The sequence below is a fragment of the Streptomyces sp. NPDC005303 genome (genome assembly GCF_040607335.1).
GTDB lineage: Bacteria > Actinomycetota > Actinomycetes > Streptomycetales > Streptomycetaceae > Streptomyces.
This window is the reverse complement of the sequence record NZ_JBEXGM010000008.1, coordinates 178,112-199,212: the sequence shown is the minus strand read 5'-3', so window position 1 is coordinate 199,212 and position 21,101 is coordinate 178,112. Positions and strand designations below refer to the sequence as shown.

The following is a 21,101-nucleotide window of genomic DNA, read 5'->3' as shown; positions in this document are numbered from 1 at the left end:
CTCCTCAACCTCAGCCGGTGCTCGCGTGTGCCATGGTGAACAATGCCCGCCCGACCTGGGCGAACTCCCCCTTCGGGTGATCCCGGAAGAGCGGCTCGGTGCCGAACAGGACGGCTCGCGGACCACTGACGACCGAGGCCTGTCCGGCCGCGGCGGCGGGACCGCCCGAGCCGTCCGGCAGGGCCCGCCAGTGCCCGGAGACCAGCGGGTTCCCGGCGGCGTACGACTGCTCGACCCGCACCCCCGGCCCGAGGTCGGTGAACCAGACCGGGGCGTAGACAAACCCGTGATCCGGGGCCCCGCCCGTCACCGGGCCCGAATTCACCACGCGCACCACGCCGTTGGCGTCCCCGTTGCCCTCCACCGGCTTCGCGGCCAGCAGCCCGGTGTCCGCGCTCAGTTCGGCCCCGGCGACCCCGCGCCCGACGAGACCGTGCCCGGCGCCCAGGAAGGCGTCCAGGGCCGTACGGGCGCCGCCGGTGAGGGCGTCGCGGTCCAGCCCCGCCGACACGAACAGCACGTCCACCGACGACCAGTCGAAACCGGCGTTCAGGACGGCCGTCGAGACCGGGGTGACCTCGAAGCCCATCTCCCGCAGCGCGAACAGCTCGCCGGGGGTCACGGCGGCGGCCACCCGGGTGCGGCGCAGTCCGGCCGTGCCCTTCTGCCCCGTCGCGTCGAAGACCACGTCGTAGGTGCGAGCGGCCGCGGCGGCGAGGGCGCGCGCCGACGCGGGCACGATCGCACTGCTGTCGGGGGCCCGCCGTACCGAAACCCCTTGCCCCAGCAGCGAGTTGAGCGCCGCGATCTCCTGCGGGTCGGTCAGCCGCAGCCGCAGGTCGCCGCGCGGGGCCACCTGACCGACGTGCGTGGCGGCCCGCACGGGCCTCAGGGACGCACCGGCCAGGCTCCCGGACGTCACCGGCGTGACCGTCGCGCCCCACAGTCGTCCCAGGCTCCAGCCCGAGATGTCGTACATCACCGATACCTTGGCGCTGATGTCCCGCCCGTCCGCGAGCAGCGCGTTCGCCAGGCACCGCTTCGGCTGTCGCATGTCGACGACGTACGAGCCCTTCGGATACGTCCGTCCGCCGAGCCGGACGTCACGGCTCGCGCGCGCGACGCGGACGTCGTTGGCGAGGAGGTGGTCGACGAGGCGGGCGGCGGCCGTCGAGCCCGGCGGAATCACGTACGCGTGGGGGAAGTCGGTGGTGTACACGTCCTCGGGCCCGATGCCCGGCACCCCGGGTACGGTCTCCTTCGACACCGGCACCTGAGCGGCTCCCGCCGCCCCGCGCCGGAAGACCTCGATCTGGTCGGCGATCAGTGAGGCGCGCTTCTCCCGCACGAAGTCGAGGGTCGCCGTGATGGCCGCGCCCGCCACAGCCGTGTTGATCGCGGACCGGCGCCGCAGCTCCGCGACGGGCAGGCTGTCGTAGAGGGAGTTGTTGACGGCCAGCGGGATCTCGACCGTGTGCGCGGCGACCGTGCCGTGGAAGGCCGCGTACTGCGGGGTGAAGATCGGCGGCCAGTCGTCCCAGCCCTCCTCCTGGTCCCGGAAGGGGATCTGCGCGGGCTCGACACCGTCCTTCGCGGGTGTGTGGCCGAGCCCGTTGACGGCGGCCTCCATGCCGAGGGCGTTGGCGTAGGTGTTCTTCAGGAAGAGGTCGTACTCGTAGTTCTCGCCGTGCGGGGGAGTGGTGGGCTCGATGAGCGTGCCGTTGACGTAACCGTGCAGGTCGAGCATGACGGCCGGCTGCTTGTCAATCTCGATCTGCCGCATCGCCCGCGTCTCGGGCTGCGAGGCGGTCACGAAGTCCCGGTTCAGGTCGAAGCCGTTGGCGTTGGCCCGGGTGCCGGCGATCCGGCCGTCGGGGTTGGCGGTGATGTCGAAGTACAGCCGGGAGTGGGCGAGCAGGTCCTTCGTGCGCGTGTCCTTGGCGGTCGCGAGCCGCTCGATGATCTTCAGGGAGGCGTCCGTGCCCTCCCACTCGTTGCCGTGGATGTTGCTGTTGAAGAAGACCGGTGCCTTGTAACCCGCCTTGATCTCCCTGGACTTGGCGGCGGTCGCGGGGGCGTTCTCGATGAGCTCGCGCATCCGCTCCTGGGCGCGGGCCCGGGCGGGGGTCTCCGGTGCGGTCACGGTGACGAGGTAGAGCCGGTGCCCGCCCGCCGAACGCCCGGCTACCTCGACGCTCACCCGGTCGCCCAGCCGCTGCAGGGCGTTCAGCTCGGTCGCGATCGCGTGGTACGGGGTGAGGCCCAACTTGAGGGAGCGGTCGGCCGGGTTCACGGGGTCGGGGGTGAGGACCTGTTCGCGGGGATAGCCGCGGGTGGTGTCCGTGAAGCCGGTGGTCGGGGCGGTGAGCGCGCGCCGGGCGGCGCTCTCCGGTGCCCGGGCCGGGCCCTGGTCGCCGGCGTTCTCGCGGGTGGGGGGCTCGGGGTCCGCGGTCGCGCTGTTCGGGGCGAGCAGCAGTGCGCTCGTGAGGGCGATGAGCAGGACGGGTCTCGCAGGAACGGTTCTCGTGGTGTGCACGCGTACCTCCTCCGGGGCTTCCTGAGATCGGTACGGCGAGATGTACCTGTTCGACTCAACCGCAACAAGAGGGAGTTCGCGGCGCGGATGCCCCGGATGGCGCAACTCGGGTGTCGGGACGGGGCAGGTGGCCGTATCCGCAGCTCGCGGGGCACCCGATAGGGTGCGGGGCATGCGTGATCTCGGGGCGGGTTTCCACTATCTCCTGAAGGGCCAGCGGTGGGTGGCCCGGCACGGCAAGCAGTACGGCCTCGGACTGGTCCCGGGCCTGATCACCCTGGTGCTGTACGTGGCGGCGCTGGTGGCCCTGGCGAACTGGGGCGGGGACGCGGTGTCCTGGGCGACCCCGTTCGCCGACGACTGGTCGAGCCCGTGGCGGGGCCTGTTCCGGGATTTCCTCACGGCGGTCCTGTTCGCGCTGGCCCTCCTCCTCGCCGTCGTGACCTTCACGGCGGTCACCCTTCTCATAGGCCAGCCCTTCTACGAGAACCTCTCCGAGAAGGTCGACCGCGACGTCTCCCCGGACGGCACCGCCCCCGAGTCCGGCCTGCCGCTCTGGCGCGAGCTGTGGATCTCGGCGCGGGACAGCCTCCGTATCGTCGTCCGAGCCGTCCTGTGGGCGGTCCTGCTCTTCGCCCTGGGCTTCGTCCCGTTCGTCGGCCAGACCGTGATCCCGGTGATCGGCTTCTTCGTGACCGGCTTCTTCCTCACCGAGGAGCTCACCGCGGTCGCCCTCCAGCGCCGAGGCGTGGACCTCCGGGCCCGTCTCACCCTCCTGCGCTCCCGCAAAACCCTCGTCTGGGGCTTCGGCACCCCGCTCGGCCTGGCCTTCCTGGTTCCCTTCGTCGCGGTGTTCCTGATGCCGGGAGCGGTGGCGGGGGCGACGCTGATGGCCCGGGACCTGCTGGGGGAGGAGACGCGGGACGGGGACGACGACTCCGACGACTCCGACGACTCCGACGAGCGGACCGTGTCCGGCGGGCTCGGAAGCTGAGACGACGAAAGCGGACGCCGTCACACCTGGCGGCAACCCCCACCCGCCCCGAGAGCCCTACGCCCCCACCGCCACCGCAACTATCGCCCGCACCTGCGCGATGATGTCCAGCCGGTTGCGCACGAACCCGGGATCTGTCACCGCGCCGGTCGCCGGATCCGTGTTGCCCGGCCCGAACTCCAGCACAGGCGTGTGCACATGGCCGCCCGGCAGTACGTCGTGCCGTCCCAGCCGGTCCCGCAGCAACGTGGCCCGGTACGCGATCTCGTTGGACAGGTAGTCCCCGCCGCCCCCGGCCCGTGCTGTCGACCCCGGGCTCGGGCCGTCCGGACGCACGACCGGCTGTGTCCCGCCCGCGGGGATCTCGGTCACACTCGTGTGGTCGTAGACGGGAAAACGCCCGGTGTCCGCGTCCACGATCGCCTTGTACGGCAGAGTCGTCGTGGTCCACTGCGGCTGCGAGCCGGGATCGGTGACCGGCACCGTCCCCGTCACCCCGATGTTGTCGTTGTCCGGGAAGCCGCCCCGCCAGGCCCCGTTGGTCCGCTCGACGTCGAACCGGCCCACCCGCCCCTGACTCACGGTCGTGAAGAGATCCACCCGCTTCAGATACGGCCGCAGCGTCCGCTCCACGGTCTGGTCCGTGAAGTCCTGCCATCGCACCGGGAACACCACGGTCTCCACCCGCGCCGGCCCCTCCGCCGTCTCGATCACCGTCCCGTCGAGCGCGAGCGCACTCGCCCCGGACGGGTTCGAGATCCGTATGTCCCGGTCCAGCGTGAACGGGTCGAACCCGGTGAGGAGCACCCGCTTCAACCGGTCACCACCCGGATACCGCACCGTCGTCTGCCCCCGCGAGGTCCGCTCCAACTCGCCCAGCAGTGCCTCGCGTCGCTCGTCGGACAGCCCGAACGACGGCTCCCAGGTCCGTACTTCACGCGTCATCACCAACCGCGCCCAGTACAGGGGCCGGTCGTCGTCCCGGCTGAGATCGCCACCGGCCGGCCCCCGCCCCTGCGCCCGGTCGACGGCCCGCTTCCACAGCGCGGACCCCTGCCGTGCGACGACCTTCCGCGCCTCCACGTAGGAACGCGCCGACCCGAGCGCCCTCGTGAAGCGGAGCGGCACGGCGTCGAATCCGGACCGTTCGAGGATCTCCCGCGGCACGGCCTGGTCGAGCCGCCGCTCCTCCACCGTGGGAGAGGGTGTGGTCGCTGCCGCCGCAGGGCTCGCGGGGGCCACCGGCCCCGCCAGCAGGGCCAGTCCGAGGATGCCGATCCGAACACGTAGGGATGTCAAGGGAGTTCAGGCCCTTCCGGTCGCTGTGGGGCGCGAGTGGTGCCGGACGAGGGCAGTATCGCGTGACGGAAGTGGTCTACGCCATGGGGGGCGAGGTCCGGGGAATGCGCCCCGCGGCCTCCCGCAACGCCCCCACGAACGCCTCCACGGCCGGCGAGGTCGACCGTCCCCGCGCCGTCGCCGCGTACACCGCTCGCGCCGGAGCCCCCTCGTCGTGCACCGGGAGCAGTACGACGTCCGGCCGTACCGACTCCGCGGCGAGCGCCGGGACCAGAGCCACCCCGAGCCCGGCGGCGACGTACCCCTGCTTGGCGGTCCACTCGCCCACGACATGCGCGATCCGCGGCCGGAACCCCTGCCGCAGCGCCGCGTCGAGCAGGGTGCCCTCGGGCCGCGGGCTCCCGGAGATCCAGTCGGCGTCCGCGAGCCGCCCGAGCCGCACCGGGCCACCGCCCTCACCGACCAGCGGATGCCCGGCCGGGACGGCGACGTACAGCGACTCGTCGAGCAGATGACGCAGCTCGTACGCCGACAGCGGCGCCCCGCCGGTCGTGGAGACGACCGCGAGATCCAGCCGCCCCTCGGTGAGCCGGTCCAGCAACGAAGGCGTGAGCCCCTCCTCGCGGGAGACCCGCACGCCCGGATGACGGGTGCGGAAGGCGCCGAGGGCGTGCGGGACCAGCGCCGCGTCCGCCGTCGGAAACGCCCCGAACCGCAGTCGCCCGCTCGCCGCTTCACGCAGCGCCGCCAGCTCGCGCACGGCCCCGTGCAGCGCCCCGCTGACGGTCTCCGCGTACGGCACGAGCACCCGCCCCGCCTCCGTCAGCCGCACGCCCCGAGGCAGCCGGTCGAACAGCGGCGCTCCGCCCAGCGCCCCCTCCAGCGAGGCGATCTGGCGGGACACCGCCGACTGCGTCCAGCCCAGCGTGCGCGCGGCCACGGTGAACGACTCGTACCGGGCCACCTCCAGGAAGACCCGCAGCCAGACGGTGGCGAGGTCGGCGGGCGGATCCGGGCGATGCGGGTTCGGCATGGCAGCCATGCTGGACATTCGCTTGTCGCATCGCAAGGGCGGATCTAGCGTCGACGGCATGCGGATCACCCTGGACAACCCCGTCGGCGCGCCCCAGCCCCTGAGCCCCTACTACTCCCAGATCGCCCGCGTCGAACAGGCCGACGGCAGCGCCCTGTTGTTCGTCTCCGGCCAGATCGCCGAGGGCGCCACGCTCGCCGAACAGTCCCGGGGCGTCTTCGAGACCCTCGCCGCGCTGCTGGCGGCGCACGGGGCGAGCCTGGCCGACGTCATCAACATCCGCACCTACCTCACGGACATCTCGGAGCTGGACCAGTACGGCGCCGTACGACGGGAGTTCCTCACCGGCACCCCGCCCACCAGCATGACCTTCGAGGTGTCCCGGCTGTTCCGGCCCGAGGCGCGGATCGAGATCGAAATCGTGGCGGCGGTGCCGGTGGCCGGGTGATACTGCGGCCCATGAAGGCAGCCAACTTGGGCGTTCTCTTCCTCATCGAACTGGGCGCTCTGGCGGGTGCCGCGTACTGGGGGTTCACCCGGGACGTCGGCGCCTCCTGGCTGCTCGGTCTCGCCGCACCCGCCGTACTCGTCGCCCTGTGGGCGCTGTTCGGCTCACAGCGCGCCAAGTACAAGGTGCGCGGAGCCGGTCGCTTCGGTTTCGAGCTGCTCTGGTTCGGGGCGGGTGCCCTCGCCCTGTTCGCCGCCGGGGCCCATGTCTGGGCGTTCGCGTTCGCCGTCGTCTGCGTGGTGAGCAAGGCACTCGCCGCGGCCTGGAGCCAGTGACCCTCACTCCACCGTCTCGCCCAGCAGCCGCAGAAAGTCCCGGAAGGCGCCCGGCATGTCCACCGACTCCGGGTCCAGCAGCCACTGGTACTGGAGGCCGTCCATGACCGCGACCAGGAGTGGCGCGGTGCGTTCCGGGGTCAGTCCGTTGGGGAGGCGGTCGCCGTACTCGGCGCGGAGGGCGACCGTCATCGACGCGCGCACCCGGGTGTAGCGGTCGGTGAAGTACCCACGTGCCGGATGCCCCTCCGTCACGCTCTCGCCGAGCAGCGCGGAGAAGGTCTGGATGATGGCGGGCCGCATCGCGTTGTACTCGACGAGCGAGGCGAGCAGGTCGACGCGCCAGCTGCCCTTCGGCACGGCGTCCCACTTGTCCCGCTCCTCCAGGACGGCGACCAGCAGCGCGTCCTTCGTCGGGAAGTGGTGCAGCAGCCCCTGCTGGGTCAGCCCGACCCGTTCGGCCACCGCGGCCAGGCTCGCGCCCCGGTAGCCGCGCTCGGCGATGACCTCCAGGGCCGCGCGGACGATCTCGGCCCGGCGCTCCTCGCTTCTGGTCCTGGCACTCATGGCGTCACCGTACGTCATGCCGCCCCCGCCTTCATAACGGCAATATAACGAAACCTACCGCTCGCCAGGTAATCGATGCACGATGAGGGGACCGCACGGACTTCAACGAGGAGGCACCGCCATGGCGGCACCTGAGGCATCCGAGGCCACCACCCCCGCCGACCAGGCCCGCGAGACGGCCGTCGAGGCGGCACTCGCCGCGCTCGACCTCGATGCCAAGGCGGCGCTTCTGTCCGGCCAGGACATGTGGACCCTGCCCGCGCTCCCCGAGATCGGCCTGGCCTCCCTCGTCATGTCCGACGGCCCGATCGGCGTCCGGGGTGTGCGCTGGAGCGCCGACGACCCGTCGATCGCCCTGCCGTCCCCCACCGCCCTCGCCGCCACCTGGGACCCCGAACTCGCCCGCAGGGCCGGCGTCCTGCTCGCCCAGGAGGCCCGCCGCAAGGGCGTCCACGTCCTCCTCGCCCCCACCGTCAACCTCCACCGCTCCCCGCTCGGCGGCCGCCACTTCGAGGCCTACAGCGAGGACCCGTACCTGACCGGACGGATCGGGGCCGGGTACGTCACCGGCGTACAGGAGGGCGGTGTCGGCACCACCGTCAAGCACTTCGTCGCCAACGACGCCGAGACCGACCGCTTCACGGTGAACAACCTGGTCTCCGAACGCGCCCTGCGCGAGCTCTACTTGGCGCCCTTCGAGCACATCGTCGAGAACGCCCACCCGTGGGGCATCATGACCGCCTACAACACGGTCAACGGCACGACGATGACCGAGCACCACCACCTGGTCAACGAAGTCCTGCGCGGCGAATGGGGCTTCGACGGCTTCAACGTCTCCGACTGGATGGCCGCCCGCTCCACCAAGGGCGCCATCGAGGGCGGCCTCGACGTCGCCATGCCCGGCCCGGCCACCGTCTACGGCGAAGCCCTCGCCCGGGCGGTGCGCGACGGCGAGGTCGAGGAGAGCGCGGTCGACACCGCCGTACGCAATGTGCTGCGGCTCGCCGCCCGCGTCGGCATCCTGGACGGCGCCGAACCCGTCGTCACCGCCCTCCCGGACACCGTCGACGGCGCCGAGCTGGCCCGCGAGATCGCCCGCCGCGCCTTCGTACTGGTCCGCAACCAGGGGGCGCTGCCGCTGAAGGCGGGCACGGTCGCCGTCATCGGCGCCGCCGCCCGGGACGCCCGGGTCCTCGGCGGCGGCTCCGCCACCGTCTTCCCGGACCGTGTCGTCTCCCCGCTCGACGGCCTCACCGCCGCCCTCCCCGAGGGCACCCTGACCTACGCCGTCGGTGCCGACCCCAACACCGAACTCGCCGTCGCCGACAAGGGGTTCACCCTGCGGGCGGTGTGCCGGGACGCGGCGGGGGAGGTCATCGGCACGGCGACCGTCCCCAGCGGTCAGATCCAGTGGATGGGCTCGGACCTCCCCGAGGGCGTGACCCACGACCGGCTCCACACCGTCGAGCTGACCGGCACCTTCACCCCGCGCGAGAGCGGCGAACACACCTTCGGCATCAAGGGACTCGGCGCCTTCAGGCTGGTCGTCGACGGCACGACGTACTACGACGACGTCCAGAGCACCGACAAGGACGATCCGTTCGTCACCTTCTTCGGTGCCCCCGAGCCCCGCGCCCAGGTCGAACTGACCGCGGGCGAGCCGGTCGAGGTCTCCCTGACCCATGCCGTCGTCTTCCCCGACGACGTGCCGATGAAGCTTGTGGCGTTCTCCCTCGCCCACCAGGACCCGCGGCGCGACCCAGACGAACTGATCGCCGAGGCCGTCGAAGCGGCCCGCAACGCCGACACAGCCGTCGTCGTGGTCGCCACCACCGAGCGCGTCGAGTCCGAGGGCTACGACCGCCGGGACCTCACCCTGCCGGGCAGCCAGGACGACCTGGTCCGCGCGGTCGCCGCCGCCAACCCGAACACCGTCGTGGTCGTCAACGCCGGCTCCCCGGTGGAGATGCCCTGGCGCGAGGACGTCGCCGCCGTCCTGCTCGGCTGGTTCCCCGGCCAGGAGGGCGGATCGGCCCTCGCCGACGTGCTGACCGGCGCCCACGAGCCCGGCGGCCGGCTCCCCACCACCTGGGGCGCCCTGGCCGACGCACCGGTCACCCGGGTCGTTCCCGAGGGTGGCGAACTCCCCTACAGCGAGGGCGTGTTCATCGGTTACACGGCCTGGGAGAAGGAGGGCCGCACCCCGGTCTACCCCTTCGGCCACGGCCTCGGCTACACCGACTGGACCTACGAGTCGGTCGAGGTCCGCGGCACCACCGTCCGGGTCCGGCTGCGCAACTCCGGCGCCCGCCCGGGCCGCGAGGTCGTCCAGGTCTACCTGGCGCCCGCCGAACCCGACGCCGAGCGCCCGGCCCGCAGGCTCGCCGGGTTCGCGGGGGCCGAGGCCGGCCCCGGCGAGAGCGCCGAGGTCACCGTGGAGATCCCGCGCCGGGCCTTCGAGATCTGGGACGAGAAGACCTCATCGTGGTCGTATGTGAAGGGTTCGTACGAAATCCAGGTGGGGCGCTCGATCGGGGACCGCAGGGTCACCGCGACGATTAACGTCTGATCGCAGGGGGCACAGCCCTCACACAAGCAGCCCCGGCCCGGGACCTGACCCCTGGGCCGGGGCTCGTTCGTGCTCAGCGCGTACCGAATCCGTACACCGTCTGCGACCGGTACACCTCGCCCGGCCGCAGCACCGTGCTCGGGAACTCCGGCCGGTTCGGGGAGTCGGGGAAGTGCTGGGTCTCCAGCGCGATGCCGTCGCCCGGCGCGAAGGGCTCGGGCAGATGGTCCGCGGTGTACAGCTGGAGCCCCGGCTCGGTGGTCGCCACCGTCAGCACCCGCCCGGACGCGGGGTCGTACAACTCGGCGACCTCGACGGCCTGTTCGGTGATCCCCTTGTCGAGCACGAAGTTGTGGTCGTAGCCCGCCCCGACCTTGCGCGACTGACGGAAGTCGAACCGGGTGCCCGCGACCTCCTCGACCCCCGTCGGGATCAGATCCGCGTCGACCGGGGTGAACCGCGAGGCGTCGATCCGCAGTTCGTGCCCGCCCGCGTTCCCGGAACCGGCCAGGTTGAAGTAGCTGTGGTTGGTCAGGTTCACGAGGGTCGCCGCGTCGGTGACCGCCTCGTAGGAGATCCGCAGCGCCCCCGACTCGTCCAGGCTGTACGTCCCCGAGACCTCGAGGCGCCCCGGGAAGCCCTCCTCGCCGTGCGGGCTGACCCGGCTCAGTCGCACCCCGTGCTCGCCGGCGGGCTCCATGTCCCACACCCGCTTGTCGAAGCCGTTCTCGCCCCCGTGCAGGGAGTTGGGCGCGTTGTTGGGCGCGAGCGCGTAGGTCACCCCGTCCAGCTCGAAGCGGCCGCCCGCGATCCGGTTGGCGTACCGCCCGATGAGAGCACCGAGATACGGACCGGAGTGCTCCAGATATCCCTCCAGCCCGGCGAAGCCCAACACCACGTCCGCAGCCAGCCCGTCCCGGTCCGGGACCTCGACCGACTGCACGATCCCGCCGTACGACAGGATCCGCACACGGACGCCCGCGCGCTCCAGGGTCCAGCGGTGAACCGGTGTGCCGTCGGGAAGTGTGGCGAAGAGTTCGTTCATGTGCGGAACTTTAGGACACGGACCTGACCTTGCGGTATGCGATCTCCGCCAGCCGCGCCTGTCCGTTCACGCTCGGATGGAACCAGTCCCAGTGGCTGAGCTGGTCGGTGCCGAACCGGTAGTCGTACACCGCGCCCCCGTCGTACCGGCACCGCTCGTCCTCGGCGCACACCTGCCTCAGCACGGTGTTGTAGGCCTCCACCCGCTCCTGCACGGTGTCCCGCCGCTCGGTCGCCGCCGCGTCCAGGGCGTCCGCGTCGGCCAGCATCGACGGGCACACGCCCAGCTTCCACACCTGCTTGCCCAGCGGATTGCCACGCCCCTGGGACCACAGCCGCTTGAGGTTCGGCACGCTCGCCACGTAGACCTGCGCCTTGGGCGCCGTCTTGCGCAGCACGCCGAGCGCGTCCTCGAAACCGGCGCGGAAGTCGGAGACCGACGTCATCGCCGCCGTGGAGTCCCGGCAGGCGTCGTTGGCGCCCACCATCACGGTGACCAGCGCCGGTGCGCGCGAGGCGGCCTGCGCCATCTGGGTCGGCAGATCGGCCATCCGCGACCCCGACACCGCGTAGTTCCAGCTGCGCCCGGCCGCCTTCGCCCTCCCCAGCAGCCGTACGGCCAGGGAGTCGACCTGCGTACTGCTCCCGGTGGCCCAGGACACGTCGGGGCAGTCCTTCAGCACCCCGCACGCGTCGAAGCCGCGGGTGATGGAGTCGCCGACGGCGGCTATCGAGGCCGGGCTGCTGTCCCACGCCGGAGTCGGCTTCGGCGAAGGCTTGGCCTTCTGCGACGGTCCCGCCGAGTCGCCGCCCACGGCGTCACAGCCGGCGACGCCCACAAGAGCCGCCGTCAGGACGGCGACGACGGCCCGCGAGCGGTGGCCCTGCTTGCGCATCCGTGGTGTTCCCCTCGTGAAATGGTGGTCCTCTCATAACAACGCACGGGAGTTCCCGGAGGCCGCGAGGGAACGATCGACACCCGTACTAGCGTCCTGCCGGGTGAATGGCGGGCGTTTCGGGGCATCGGGACGGACGGTACGTCACACTCCTTGCGCCGCCGCACGGTAGCCTCGCCATCAACGTGGCTGCCCGCCATCGCCGCCATGCCAGCCAGCAAGACTTGTCCCGCTCTGCCCGGAGGTCCCGGTGACGACACGTGGAGTTCTGTACGTGCACTCCGCGCCGCGCGCGCTGTGCCCACACGTCGAGTGGGCCGTCGCCGGGGTGCTCGGCACGCGCGTCAACCTCGACTGGATCCGGCAGCCGGCCGCGCCGGGCACCTGGCGCTCGGAGTTCTCCTGGAAGGGCGAGGTGGGCACGGCGTCCAAGCTCGCCTCCGCCCTCAGAGGCTGGCACCTGCTGCGCTTCGAGGTCACCGCCGAGCCCTGCCCCACCGCGGAGGGCGAGCGCTACAGCTGCACCCCCGAACTCGGCATCTTCCACGCCGTCACCGGTATCCACGGCGACATCCTGATCCCCGAGGACCGCCTGCGGGCCGCGCTCACCCGCTCACAGCGGGGGGAGACGGACCTGGAGGCCGAGCTCGCCAAGCTCCTCGGCAAGCCCTGGGACGACGAGTTGGAGCCGTTCCGGTACGCGGGCGAGGGCGCCCCGGTCCGCTGGCTGCACCAGGTCGTCTGAGCCTCCGTACACGTGAAGGGCCCCCACCGGCCGGTGGGGGCCCTTCAGTTGCGTCCAGACGCTTCTCAGACCGTACGGAACGCCAGCACCACGTTGTGCCCGCCGAACCCGAACGAGTCGTTCAGCGCGGCGATACGGCCCTCCACGGGCAGCTTGCGGGCCTCGCCGCGGACGACGTCGGCGTTGGCCTCCGCCTCCGGGTCGAGGTTCTCGACGTTGATGGTCGGCGGGGCCACCCGGTGGTAGAGGGCGAGGACGGTCGCGACCGTCTCCACGCCGCCCGCGCCACCCAGCAGGTGACCGGTCATCGACTTGGTGGCGGACACGGCCATGTGGTCGGCGTCGTCGCCGAACACCTTGCGCAGCGCCTTGAGCTCGGCGATGTCACCGGCCGGGGTCGACGTGGCGTGCGCGTTGACGTGCACGATCTCCGCCGGGTTCAGGTCGGTGCGGTCCAGCAGGTTCTGCAGCGCGTGCGAGATGCCGCGGCCCTCGGGCTCCGGCTGCACGATGTCGTGGGCGTCGGCGGAGATGCCCTGGCCCACCGCCTCGGCGTACACCCGCGCACCGCGCGCGGCGGCGTGCTCGGCGGACTCCAGGACGACGACACCGGCGCCCTCGCCGAGGACGAAGCCGTCCCGGGCGACGTCGTAGGGACGCGAGGCGCCCTCGGGGTTCTCGTTGTTCTTGGACATCGCCATCATGTTGCCGAACGCGGCGATGGGCAGCGGGTGGATCGCCGCCTCCGTGCCACCGGCGACGACGACGTCGGCGCGGCCGGTACGGATCATCTCGATGGCGTAACCGATGGCCTCGGCGCCCGACGCGCAGGCGGAGACCGGGGTGTGCACACCTGCGCGGGCCCCGACGAGCAGACCCACGTTGGCGGACGGGCTGTTGGGCATCAGCATCGGCACGGTGTGCGGGGAGACGCGGCGGACGCCCTTCTCCTTGAGCACGTCGTACTGGTCGAGCAGGGTCGTCACACCGCCGATGCCGGAGGCGATGACGGCGCCGAGACGGTCGGGGTCGACCTCGCCGACCGAGCCGTCCTCACCGGCCTTGCCCTCGAAACCGGCGTCGGCCCACGCTTCCTTGGCCGCGATCAGCGCGAACTGCGCCGAGCGGTCCAGACGGCGGGCCTGCGGCCGGGGAATGACCTCGGTCGGTTCCACCGCGATCTGCGCGGCGATACGGACCGCCTGCTCGGCGGCCCACTCCTGCTCCAGGGGCTTGACGCCGGACTTGCCGGCGACCAGACCCTCCCAGGTAGAGGCTGCGTCGCCACCCAGCGGTGTGGTTGCGCCGATACCGGTGACGACCACGGTGCGATTGGTCGGGCTCACGGGAAATCTTTCTCCAACGTTACGAGGATTAAGCGGCGCCACCGCCGGGTGGCGGGGCCGGGCACGTCCGGCCTGGAGGGCTCCCGGAAGGAGCCCGGGAGACTCAGGCCTGGTGCTTGAGGATGTAGTCGGTGGCGTCGCCGACCGTCTTGAGGTTCTTGACGTCGTCGTCCGGGATCTTGACGTCGAAGCGCTCTTCGGCGGCGACGACGACCTCGACCATGGACAGCGAGTCGACGTCCAGGTCGTCGGTGAAGGACTTGTCCAGCTGGACGTCCTCAACCGGGATGCCGGCGATCTCGTTCACGATGTCGGCGAGACCGGCGACGATCTCTTCCTGAGTGGCGGCCATTGGGCGCTCCTTCGTTTTCTTGATCAGAGGGTTGGCAGTGCTTCCCGTCCCGGACCGGTCGATCCGGCACGGAGTGCCTAGGGGAGGGTAACGACAGTGGCGGCGTAGACGAGACCCGCCCCGAATCCGATGACGAGCGCGGTGTCGCCGCTCTTCGCCTCACCGGTCGCCAGAAGCCGCTCCATCGCGAGCGGGATCGAGGCGGCCGAGGTGTTGCCGGTGGTGCGTACGTCACGCGCGACCGTGACGTGCTCCGGCAGTTTGAGCGTCTTCACCATCGAGTCGATGATCCGCTCGTTGGCCTGGTGCGGAATGAAGACGTCCAGCTCGTCCGGGCTGATTCCGGCCGCGTCCAGCGCCTGCTGGGCGACCTTCGCCATCTCGAACACGGCCCAGCGGAACACCGCCTGGCCCTCCTGCGTGATCGCAGGGAACTTGCCCGTGGAGTCGTACTCGGTCCATGCCACGGTCTGCTTGATCGTCTCGGACTTGTCACCCTCGGAGCCCCAGACCGTGGGGCCGATCGCGGGCTCCGCGGACGGACCGACGACGACCGCGCCCGCGCCGTCGCCGAACAGGAAGGCCGTGGCGCGGTCCTCCAGGTCGGTCAGGTCGGACAGCCGCTCCACGCCGATGACAAGTACGTACTCTGCCGAGCCCTCGACGATCATGCCCTTGGCGAGGGTGAGGCCGTAGCCGAAGCCCGCGCAGCCCGCCGAGATGTCGAAGGCGGCGGCCTTGTTCGTGCCCAGCTTGTCGGCGATCTCCGTCGCCACGGCCGGGGTCTGCTTGAAGTGCGAGACGGTCGAGACGATCACGCCGCCGATCTGTTCGGCGGAGATCCCGGAGTCGGCGATCGCCTTGCCGGACGCCTCGATCGACATCGCGGCGACGGTCTCCTCGGCATTGGCCCAGTGCCGGGTCTGGATGCCGGAGCGCGAGCGGATCCACTCGTCGGACGAGTCGATCGTCTCGAGGATCACCTCGTTCGGCACGACCCGGGTCGGGCGGTAACCGCCGACACCGAGGATGCGCGCGTACGGGGCGCCCTTGCTGGGCTTGATCTTCGACATTGCTCAGGTGCTCCTTTTCAGGCGCTGTGCTCAGCGATGAGCTCGCGAGCGGCGTCGAGGTCGTCGGGGGTCTTGAGGGCCAGCGTCTTGACGCCGGGCAGCGCGCGCTTGGCGAGGCCGACCAGCGTGCCGCCGGGGGAGACCTCGATGAACGCGGTGGCGCCGAGCTCCTTGAAGGTCTCCATGCACAGGTCCCAGCGGACCGGGTTGGCGACCTGGCCGACCAGCCGCTCCAGCACCTCGGCGCCGGTGGCGACCGCCTGGCCGTCCTTGTTCGACACATACGTCACGCTCGGGTCGGCCGGCGTCAGATCGGCGGCGGCCTTGGCCAACGCGTCGACCGCGGGGGCCATGTGATGCGTGTGGAAGGCGCCGGCGACCTTCAGCGGGACGACCTTGCGGACACCCTCGGGCTTGTCCTCGTTCAGGACGGCGAGCTGCTCCAGCGTGCCCGCGGCGACGATCTGCCCGGCGCCGTTGACGTTCGCCGGGGTCAGCCCCAGCTTCTCCAGGTGCGCGACGGAGACCTCGGGGTCGCCGCCCAGCAGCGCCGACATGCCGGTCTCGGTGATCGCGGCGGCGTCGGCCATGGCCAGACCCCGCTTGCGTACGAGCGTGAGGGCGGCGGAGTCGTCCAGCACGCCCGCGAAGGCGGCGGCGGTGATCTCACCGACACTGTGCCCGGCGACGGCGCCCGGGGCGATCGTGGCCATGTCACCGAGTGCCGAGGCGGACAGTATCCCGGCCGCGACCAGCAGTGGCTGGGCCACGGAGGTGTCGCGGATGGCGTCCGCGTCGGCCTGTGTGCCGTAGTGGGCGAGGTCCAGTCCGATGGCGTCGGACCACGCGGCGACGCGGTCCGCGGCACCGGGGAGTTCGAGCCAGGGGGTCAGGAAGCCGGGCGTCTGGGCGCCCTGGCCGGGAGCGACGAGTACGAGCACTCTCACACTCTCTCTTGAGGGCGGCCCAAGCCGCCCGTGGGGACAAGGACGAAGAACACGAGGGGGTTTTGTGGGCCCCCGACAAAAGCCTAGGGCTGGAGATCCCCGTCGGCCAGACGCCCCAGGATGAGCGCGATCCGCAGGGTGAACGCCGAACGTACATCGGAGGGCGACCAGCCGGTGACGTCAGTCACACGTCGAAGCCGGTAGCGCACGGTGTTGGGATGCACGAAGAGCATCCGGGCCGCACCCTCCAGACTGGACGCCTGTTCGAGGTAGACGGAGAGCGTCTCCAGGAGCGCGGAACCGGCCTCCTCCAGTGGTCTGTAGATCTCCTCCACCAACTGCTCGCGCGCACTGGGGTCACCGGCCATCGCGCGTTCCGGAAGGAGGTCGTCCGCCAGCACCGGGCGCGGGGCGTCCTGCCAGGCGGAACACGCCCTGAGCCCGGCCGCGGCGGCCTGCGCGGACCGCGTGGCGGCCAGCAGATCGGGTACGACGGGCCCGGCGACCACGGGTCCGGCCGCATAAGGCCCGATCAGCGACTTGGCCACGGCGAGGGGGTTGTCGCTGCCGCCCGCGATCACGACGAGCCGGGCTCCCAGCACCCCGGTCAGCACCTGGAGCTTGGCGTGCCGGGCGGCCCGCCGGATGGCCTCGACGGTCAGTTCGGAGTCACCCTCGGGAGCGGGACCGAGAACGACGCACACATGCTCGGGAGAGTTCCAGCCCAGCGCGGCGGCCCTGCTCACGGCCCCCTCGTCGGCCTCACCGCTGAGCACGGCGTTCACGACCAGCGACTCCAGCCGGGCGTCCCAGGCACCGCGTGCCTCGGCGGCCTGGGCGTAGACCTGGGCGGTGGCGAAGGCGATCTCGCGGGCGTACACGAGCAGGGCCTCACGCAGCACGGACTCGTCACCGGGGGCGGCGACCTCGTCGATCGCGCTCTCCATGACCTCGATGGTGGTGCGCACCATCTCCACGGTCTGCCGCAGCGTGATGGCCCGGGTCAGCTCACGGGGAGCCGTCCCGAACACGTCGGTGGAGATGGCCTGCGGGGCGTCCGGACGCCGGAACCACTCGGTGAAGGCCGCGATGCCGGCCTGGGCGACCAGCCCGATCCAGGAACGGTTCTCCGGGGGCATGGCCCGGTACCACGGCAGCGTCTCGTCCATGCGCGCGATGGCCTGCTGCGCGAGAGACCCGGACGACTTCTCCAGCCGCTTCAGGGTCGCGACATGAGCGTGGGCGCCGGGCGCCGAGGGGTCGGACTTGCGGTGTTCGGGTTCGGGCACGGGGACAAGACTGCCTTATCCGGACGTCAGTGCGCGCCGCCGGGTACCGACAGCCGCATCACCTTCGGCCCGCCCCGGCACTACCGTGGTCCCGTGACGGACGTACGGCGCGCCGCGGAGCGCTATCCAGGCGGGGATCCCGGGGCCGGGATCGAGTCGTGGCACGCTTTCTCGTTCGGGCCGCACTACGACCCCGACAACCTCCGGTTCGGCGCGCTGATCGCCTGCAACGAGGAGCGCCTGGTGCCCGGGGCCGGGTTCGACGAGCATCCGCACAGTCACACCGAGATAGTGACGTGGGTGGTCGAGGGGGAGCTGACGCATCGCGACTCCACCGGGCACGAGACGGTCGTGCGGCCCGGTGACGTCCAGCGGCTGAGCGCCGCCGCGGGCGTCCGGCACGTCGAGCGCAACGACGCCGGGGCCCCGCTGACCTTCGTGCAGACCTGGCTGGCGCCCCTGGAGCCCGGCGGCGAGCCGTCGTACGAGATCGTCCGCGGGATCGCCGACTCGACGCCGTACGCCGTCCCGGAGGCGGGCGCGATGCTCCATGTGCGGCGGCTGGGCGCGGGGGAGCGGACGGCGGTGCCGGACGGGCGGTTCCTGTACGTCCATGTCGTGCGGGGCGAAGTGCGGCTGGACGGCGAGGAGTTGGGAGCCGGCGACGCGGCCCGGGTCACCGACGCCAAGGAGCTGGACGTGGTGGCGGTGGCCCCGGCCGAACTGCTGGTGTGGGAGATGTCCTAGAGCTCGGCCAGGACGGCGTCGGTGAACCCCGGCCACGCCTCGATCGCCCACGGCCCGAAGGCGCGGTCCGTCAGCGCCACACAGGCCGCCCGCGCGTCCGGGTCGATCCACAGGAACGTACCGGACTGGCCGAAGTGCCCGAAGGTGCGCGGGGACGAGGAACTCCCCGTCCAGTGGGGGGACTTGGAGTCGCGGATCTCGAAGCCGAGGCCCCAGTCGTTGGGGTTCTGGTGGCCGTAGCCGGGCAGCACGCCCTTCGTGCCCGGGTACTGGACCGTCATCGCCTCCGCGACCGTGCGCGGATCCAGCAGCCTCGGTGCCTGCACCTCCGCCGCGAACCGGAGAAGATCCCCGAGCGTCGACACACCGTCCTTCGCGGGGGAGCCCTCCAGGGACGTCGAGGTCATGCCCAGCGGCTCCAGCACCGCCTGCCGCAGATACTCCCCGAACGGGATGTCCGTCGCCTTGGCGACATGGTCGCCGAGCTGCTCGAACCCCGCGTTCGAGTACAGTCGCCGCTCCCCGGGAGCAGCCGTCACCCGGTGCTCGTCGAAGGCCAGCCCCGAGGTGTGCGCGAGCAGGTGCCGCACCGTCGATCCGCTCGGCCCGGCCGGCTCGTCGAACTCGATCGCCCCCTCCTCGTACGCGACGAGGACGGCGTACGCGGCGAGCGGCTTGGTGACCGAGGCCAGCGGGAAGCGGTGACCTGTCGGACCGTGGGTGCCGAGGACCGTGCCGTCGGCTCGGACCACCCCCGCCGCAGCGGTGGGAACCGGCCAGTTCTCGATCAACGCGAGGCTCTGCAAGGACATGCCGTCGAGCGTAAGCCGCTCACAGCTTGAGCATCATCGTGGGGTCCGGCTTGGGGACGAAACCGAGGGAGACGTAGAGCGGCTCGGCCTCCGGGGACGCGGTCAGCATGACCTGCCCGGCGCCCCGCTCGCGGAACCACGCCAGCAGTTCGTCCATGCACGCGCGCGCGTACCCGCGCCGACGCGCCTGCGGGTCGGTGGCGACGCTGAAGACGTACCCGGCGAGCCCGTGCGGATTGCCCGCCTTCCCGATCCGGTAGTCGACCGTCCCGACGACCAGCGCGGCCAGCGCCCCCGGCCGGTCCGGGTGGTCGACGACGAAGGCCGCGAAGTCCCCGTCGGCCTCGCCCAGTTTCCTGCGCAGCGACGGCAGCGCCTCCGTGTGCCACGCTGTGGAGGCGTCCCCGCCGGGCAGTGCGTCGATCATCACCTGGCGCAGACGCAGCACTTCCCCGGCGTCCTCGGTCGTGGCACGGCGTACGAGACTCATGGCCCGCACGCTAGCGACCGCACCTGTGGCGCGTCCTGCCGATTTCTTACCGGTTCCGCTTGCTTGGAGTGCACTCCAAGGTCATAGCGTTGGGGTCATGACGGTGATGGAGACCACGGGTACCAGGACCGACAGTTGCGCCGCCCCGCCGCACCCCCACCGGCGTCCGGCGGGCCAGGACAGCTACACGATCAGCGAGGTCGTCGCCTTCACCGGCCTGACCGCGCACACCCTGCGCTGGTACGAGCGCATCGGCCTGATGCCGCACATCGACCGCTCGCACACCGGCCAGCGCCGCTACAGCAACCGCGACCTGGACTGGCTCGACTTCGTCGGAAAGCTGCGGCTCACCGGCATGCCGGTCGCCGACATGGTCCGGTACGCGGAACTGGTGCGGGAGGGCGACCAGACCTTCGGCGACCGTTTCAAGCTGCTGGAGGCGACCCGCCGGGACGTGCTGGCCCGGATCGCGGAACTCCAGGACACCCTCGCCGTGCTCGACTACAAGATCAGTTTCTACGCCGAGGCCGGCAGCACCGACTGGGAGAAGGAGAAGACAGGATGACGGACGGCAGGATCCCCACCGCACGACTGGGCGAGACCGGGCCGGAGGTCGGCGTCCAGGGACTCGGCTGCATGGGCATGAGCTTCGCGTACGGCCCGACGGACGCGAAGGAGTCCCGCGCCACCCTGGAGCGGGCCCTGGAGCTCGGCATCACGCTCTACGACACGGCGGACGCCTACGGCAACGGGGAGAACGAGAAGTTCCTGTCCCCGTTCTTCAAGGCCCACCGCGACGAGGTCGTGATTGCCACCAAGTTCGCCCTGTCCATACCGCCGGACGACCCGACCAGGCGGATCATCCGCAACGACCCGCCGTACATCCGCCAGGCGGTCGAGGCGAGCCTGAAGCGCCTGGACGTCGACGCGATCGACCTCTACTACATGCACCGGCGCGATCCGGACGTGCCGATCGAGGACTCCGTCGGCACCATGGCCGAGCTGGTGCGCGAGGGCAAGGTCAAGCATCTGGGCCTGAGCGAGGTCACCGCGGCGGAGCTGCGTGCCGCTCAGGCCGTGCACCCCATCGCCGCCCTGCAGTCGGAGTGGTCCCTGTTCAGCCGGGACATCGAGGCCCAGGTGGTCCCGGCCGCCCGCGAACTGGGCGTGACCCTCGTCCCGTACTCCCCGCTCGGCCGCGGCTTCCTCACCGGCTCCTTCACCAACGCCGACAAGGACCTCACCGCCGACGACTTCCGCCGCCAGCAGCCCCGCTTCACGGGCGACAACGCCGCGGCGAACGCGGCCCTGCTGGAGCCGATCCGCACGGTCGCCGAGGCCCACGGAGTCTCCCTGGGCCAGGTCGCCCTGGCCTGGGTCCAGCAGCAGACGACGGTCCACGACCTCCCGGTGATCCCGATCCCCGGCACCCGTAAGCCCGGCAGGGTGGAGGAGAACGCGGCGGCCACGGGCGTCGAGCTCACGAAGGAGGAGCTGGAGCTGCTGGAGCCGATCGCGGCACAGGTGGCGGGCGACCGGTACGCGGACATGCGGTTCACTTCGGCGGGCAGGGAGTGAT

The 21,101-nt window shown here is 71.5% G+C and carries 21 protein-coding genes; 8 read left to right on the top strand and 13 right to left on the bottom strand.

Annotated elements, in window-relative coordinates:
- Positions 1 to 10 precede the first annotated feature (10 nt).
- Complete coding sequence (locus ABZT93_RS15165; RefSeq protein WP_356104027.1) at positions 11 to 2,536, bottom strand: M14 family zinc carboxypeptidase; 2,526 nt, start codon at positions 2,534 to 2,536, stop codon at positions 11 to 13.
- A gap of 172 nt (positions 2,537 to 2,708) precedes the next feature.
- On the opposite strand from ABZT93_RS15165, the gene ABZT93_RS15160 reads away from it, so the two are divergent.
- A complete protein-coding gene (locus tag ABZT93_RS15160) occupies positions 2,709 to 3,530 on the top strand; it encodes an EI24 domain-containing protein (protein ID WP_356104025.1) in 822 nt (273 codons plus the stop codon).
- A 57-nt stretch (positions 3,531 to 3,587) separates the two neighbouring features.
- Here ABZT93_RS15160 and ABZT93_RS15155 read toward each other — a convergent pair whose 3' ends face one another.
- On the bottom strand, positions 3,588 to 4,829 hold the full coding sequence (locus tag ABZT93_RS15155) for a pyroglutamyl peptidase (protein ID WP_356104021.1): 1,242 nt from the start codon (positions 4,827 to 4,829) through the stop codon (positions 3,588 to 3,590).
- 76 nt (positions 4,830 to 4,905) lie between these two features.
- Positions 4,906 to 5,862 (bottom strand): LysR substrate-binding domain-containing protein, encoded by a 957-nt coding sequence (locus tag ABZT93_RS15150; protein ID WP_356104019.1) that lies wholly within the window; start codon positions 5,860 to 5,862, stop codon positions 4,906 to 4,908.
- A 58-nt stretch (positions 5,863 to 5,920) separates the two neighbouring features.
- Here ABZT93_RS15150 and ABZT93_RS15145 point away from each other — a divergent pair, with 58 nt between their 5' ends.
- Both ABZT93_RS15145 and ABZT93_RS15140 read left to right on the top strand, forming a co-directional pair.
- The gene (locus ABZT93_RS15145; protein WP_356104016.1) at positions 5,921 to 6,310 is read left to right on the top strand and encodes a RidA family protein; all 390 of its coding nucleotides are present in this window, start codon (positions 5,921 to 5,923) and stop codon (positions 6,308 to 6,310) included.
- Positions 6,311 to 6,321: 11 nt separating this feature from the next.
- On the top strand, positions 6,322 to 6,645 hold the full coding sequence (locus ABZT93_RS15140; RefSeq protein WP_356104013.1) for a YrdB family protein: 324 nt from the start codon (positions 6,322 to 6,324) through the stop codon (positions 6,643 to 6,645).
- 3 nt (positions 6,646 to 6,648) lie between these two features.
- On the opposite strand, the gene ABZT93_RS15135 is transcribed toward ABZT93_RS15140, so the two are convergent.
- Positions 6,649 to 7,230 (bottom strand): TetR/AcrR family transcriptional regulator, encoded by a 582-nt coding sequence (locus ABZT93_RS15135; protein WP_356104011.1) that lies wholly within the window; start codon positions 7,228 to 7,230, stop codon positions 6,649 to 6,651.
- A gap of 103 nt (positions 7,231 to 7,333) precedes the next feature.
- Between ABZT93_RS15135 and ABZT93_RS15130 the strand changes: the two genes are divergently transcribed.
- Positions 7,334 to 9,781 (top strand): glycoside hydrolase family 3 C-terminal domain-containing protein, encoded by a 2,448-nt coding sequence (locus ABZT93_RS15130; RefSeq protein WP_356104008.1) that lies wholly within the window; start codon positions 7,334 to 7,336, stop codon positions 9,779 to 9,781.
- Positions 9,782 to 9,854: 73 nt separating this feature from the next.
- On the opposite strand, the gene ABZT93_RS15125 is transcribed toward ABZT93_RS15130, so the two are convergent.
- Together ABZT93_RS15125 and ABZT93_RS15120 are read right to left on the bottom strand one after the other, a co-directional pair.
- The gene (locus ABZT93_RS15125) at positions 9,855 to 10,826 is read right to left on the bottom strand and encodes an aldose epimerase family protein (protein WP_356104005.1); all 972 of its coding nucleotides are present in this window, start codon (positions 10,824 to 10,826) and stop codon (positions 9,855 to 9,857) included.
- Between the two features lie 10 nt (positions 10,827 to 10,836).
- Positions 10,837 to 11,721, bottom strand: a complete 885-nt coding sequence (locus tag ABZT93_RS15120; protein WP_356104002.1) for an SGNH/GDSL hydrolase family protein — start codon at positions 11,719 to 11,721, stop codon at positions 10,837 to 10,839.
- A 250-nt stretch (positions 11,722 to 11,971) separates the two neighbouring features.
- Between ABZT93_RS15120 and ABZT93_RS15115 the strand changes: the two genes are divergently transcribed.
- Entirely contained in the window at positions 11,972 to 12,466 is a 495-nt protein-coding gene (locus tag ABZT93_RS15115; protein ID WP_007381747.1) for a DUF3145 domain-containing protein, read from the top strand.
- Between the two features lie 65 nt (positions 12,467 to 12,531).
- On the opposite strand, the gene fabF is transcribed toward ABZT93_RS15115, so the two are convergent.
- The 5 genes from fabF to ABZT93_RS15090 form a co-directional block, all read right to left on the bottom strand.
- A complete protein-coding gene (gene fabF, locus ABZT93_RS15110) occupies positions 12,532 to 13,812 on the bottom strand; it encodes a beta-ketoacyl-ACP synthase II (RefSeq protein WP_356023688.1) in 1,281 nt (426 codons plus the stop codon).
- Positions 13,813 to 13,915: 103 nt separating this feature from the next.
- Entirely contained in the window at positions 13,916 to 14,164 is a 249-nt protein-coding gene (locus ABZT93_RS15105) for an acyl carrier protein (RefSeq protein WP_007381745.1), read from the bottom strand.
- A gap of 77 nt (positions 14,165 to 14,241) precedes the next feature.
- Positions 14,242 to 15,237, bottom strand: coding sequence for a ketoacyl-ACP synthase III (locus tag ABZT93_RS15100; protein ID WP_356103999.1), 996 nt, complete (start codon positions 15,235 to 15,237; stop codon positions 14,242 to 14,244).
- A gap of 17 nt (positions 15,238 to 15,254) precedes the next feature.
- Positions 15,255 to 16,178 carry an ACP S-malonyltransferase gene (locus ABZT93_RS15095; RefSeq protein ID WP_356103996.1) on the bottom strand — a complete coding sequence of 308 codons (924 nt, stop codon included), beginning with the start codon at positions 16,176 to 16,178 and terminating at the stop codon, positions 15,255 to 15,257.
- A gap of 89 nt (positions 16,179 to 16,267) precedes the next feature.
- Positions 16,268 to 17,473, bottom strand: a complete 1,206-nt coding sequence (locus ABZT93_RS15090; protein ID WP_356103993.1) for a helix-turn-helix domain-containing protein — start codon at positions 17,471 to 17,473, stop codon at positions 16,268 to 16,270.
- Between the two features lie 93 nt (positions 17,474 to 17,566).
- On the opposite strand from ABZT93_RS15090, the gene ABZT93_RS15085 reads away from it, so the two are divergent.
- A complete protein-coding gene (locus ABZT93_RS15085) occupies positions 17,567 to 18,220 on the top strand; it encodes a pirin family protein (protein ID WP_356103990.1) in 654 nt (217 codons plus the stop codon).
- On the opposite strand, the gene ABZT93_RS15080 is transcribed toward ABZT93_RS15085, so the two are convergent.
- On the bottom strand, positions 18,217 to 19,032 hold the full coding sequence (locus tag ABZT93_RS15080) for a serine hydrolase domain-containing protein (protein ID WP_356103987.1): 816 nt from the start codon (positions 19,030 to 19,032) through the stop codon (positions 18,217 to 18,219). The two genes, ABZT93_RS15085 and ABZT93_RS15080, sit on opposite strands and share 4 nt — an antisense overlap.
- A gap of 19 nt (positions 19,033 to 19,051) precedes the next feature.
- Entirely contained in the window at positions 19,052 to 19,522 is a 471-nt protein-coding gene (locus ABZT93_RS15075) for an N-acetyltransferase (protein WP_356103985.1), read from the bottom strand.
- Between the two features lie 97 nt (positions 19,523 to 19,619).
- On the opposite strand from ABZT93_RS15075, the gene ABZT93_RS15070 reads away from it, so the two are divergent.
- The gene (locus ABZT93_RS15070) at positions 19,620 to 20,087 is read left to right on the top strand and encodes a MerR family transcriptional regulator (RefSeq protein ID WP_356103982.1); all 468 of its coding nucleotides are present in this window, start codon (positions 19,620 to 19,622) and stop codon (positions 20,085 to 20,087) included.
- A complete protein-coding gene (locus ABZT93_RS15065) occupies positions 20,084 to 21,100 on the top strand; it encodes an aldo/keto reductase (RefSeq protein WP_356103979.1) in 1,017 nt (338 codons plus the stop codon). Before ABZT93_RS15070 ends, ABZT93_RS15065 begins: the two co-directional genes overlap by 4 nt.
- Position 21,101 lies beyond the last annotated feature (1 nt).

Excerpts from the sequence above, each read along its gene's own strand:
- ABZT93_RS15150 (WP_356104019.1), bottom strand. The coding sequence starts at position 5,862 with ATGCCGAACCCGCATCGCCCGGATCCGCCCGCCGACCTCGCCACCGTC.
- ABZT93_RS15070 (WP_356103982.1), top strand. The coding sequence starts at position 19,620 with ATGACGGTGATGGAGACCACGGGTACCAGGACCGACAGTTGCGCCGCC.
- ABZT93_RS15145 (WP_356104016.1), top strand. The coding sequence starts at position 5,921 with ATGCGGATCACCCTGGACAACCCCGTCGGCGCGCCCCAGCCCCTGAGC.
- ABZT93_RS15100 (WP_356103999.1), bottom strand. The coding sequence starts at position 15,237 with ATGTCGAAGATCAAGCCCAGCAAGGGCGCCCCGTACGCGCGCATCCTC.
- ABZT93_RS15065 (WP_356103979.1), top strand. The coding sequence starts at position 20,084 with ATGACGGACGGCAGGATCCCCACCGCACGACTGGGCGAGACCGGGCCG.
- ABZT93_RS15130 (WP_356104008.1), top strand. The coding sequence starts at position 7,334 with ATGGCGGCACCTGAGGCATCCGAGGCCACCACCCCCGCCGACCAGGCC.
- ABZT93_RS15075 (WP_356103985.1), bottom strand. The coding sequence starts at position 19,522 with ATGAGTCTCGTACGCCGTGCCACGACCGAGGACGCCGGGGAAGTGCTG.
- ABZT93_RS15080 (WP_356103987.1), bottom strand. The coding sequence starts at position 19,032 with ATGTCCTTGCAGAGCCTCGCGTTGATCGAGAACTGGCCGGTTCCCACC.
- ABZT93_RS15105 (WP_007381745.1), bottom strand. The coding sequence starts at position 14,164 with ATGGCCGCCACTCAGGAAGAGATCGTCGCCGGTCTCGCCGACATCGTG.
- ABZT93_RS15140 (WP_356104013.1), top strand. The coding sequence starts at position 6,322 with ATGAAGGCAGCCAACTTGGGCGTTCTCTTCCTCATCGAACTGGGCGCT.
- ABZT93_RS15120 (WP_356104002.1), bottom strand. The coding sequence starts at position 11,721 with ATGCGCAAGCAGGGCCACCGCTCGCGGGCCGTCGTCGCCGTCCTGACG.
- ABZT93_RS15135 (WP_356104011.1), bottom strand. The coding sequence starts at position 7,230 with ATGACGTACGGTGACGCCATGAGTGCCAGGACCAGAAGCGAGGAGCGC.
- ABZT93_RS15160 (WP_356104025.1), top strand. The coding sequence starts at position 2,709 with ATGCGTGATCTCGGGGCGGGTTTCCACTATCTCCTGAAGGGCCAGCGG.
- ABZT93_RS15125 (WP_356104005.1), bottom strand. The coding sequence starts at position 10,826 with ATGAACGAACTCTTCGCCACACTTCCCGACGGCACACCGGTTCACCGC.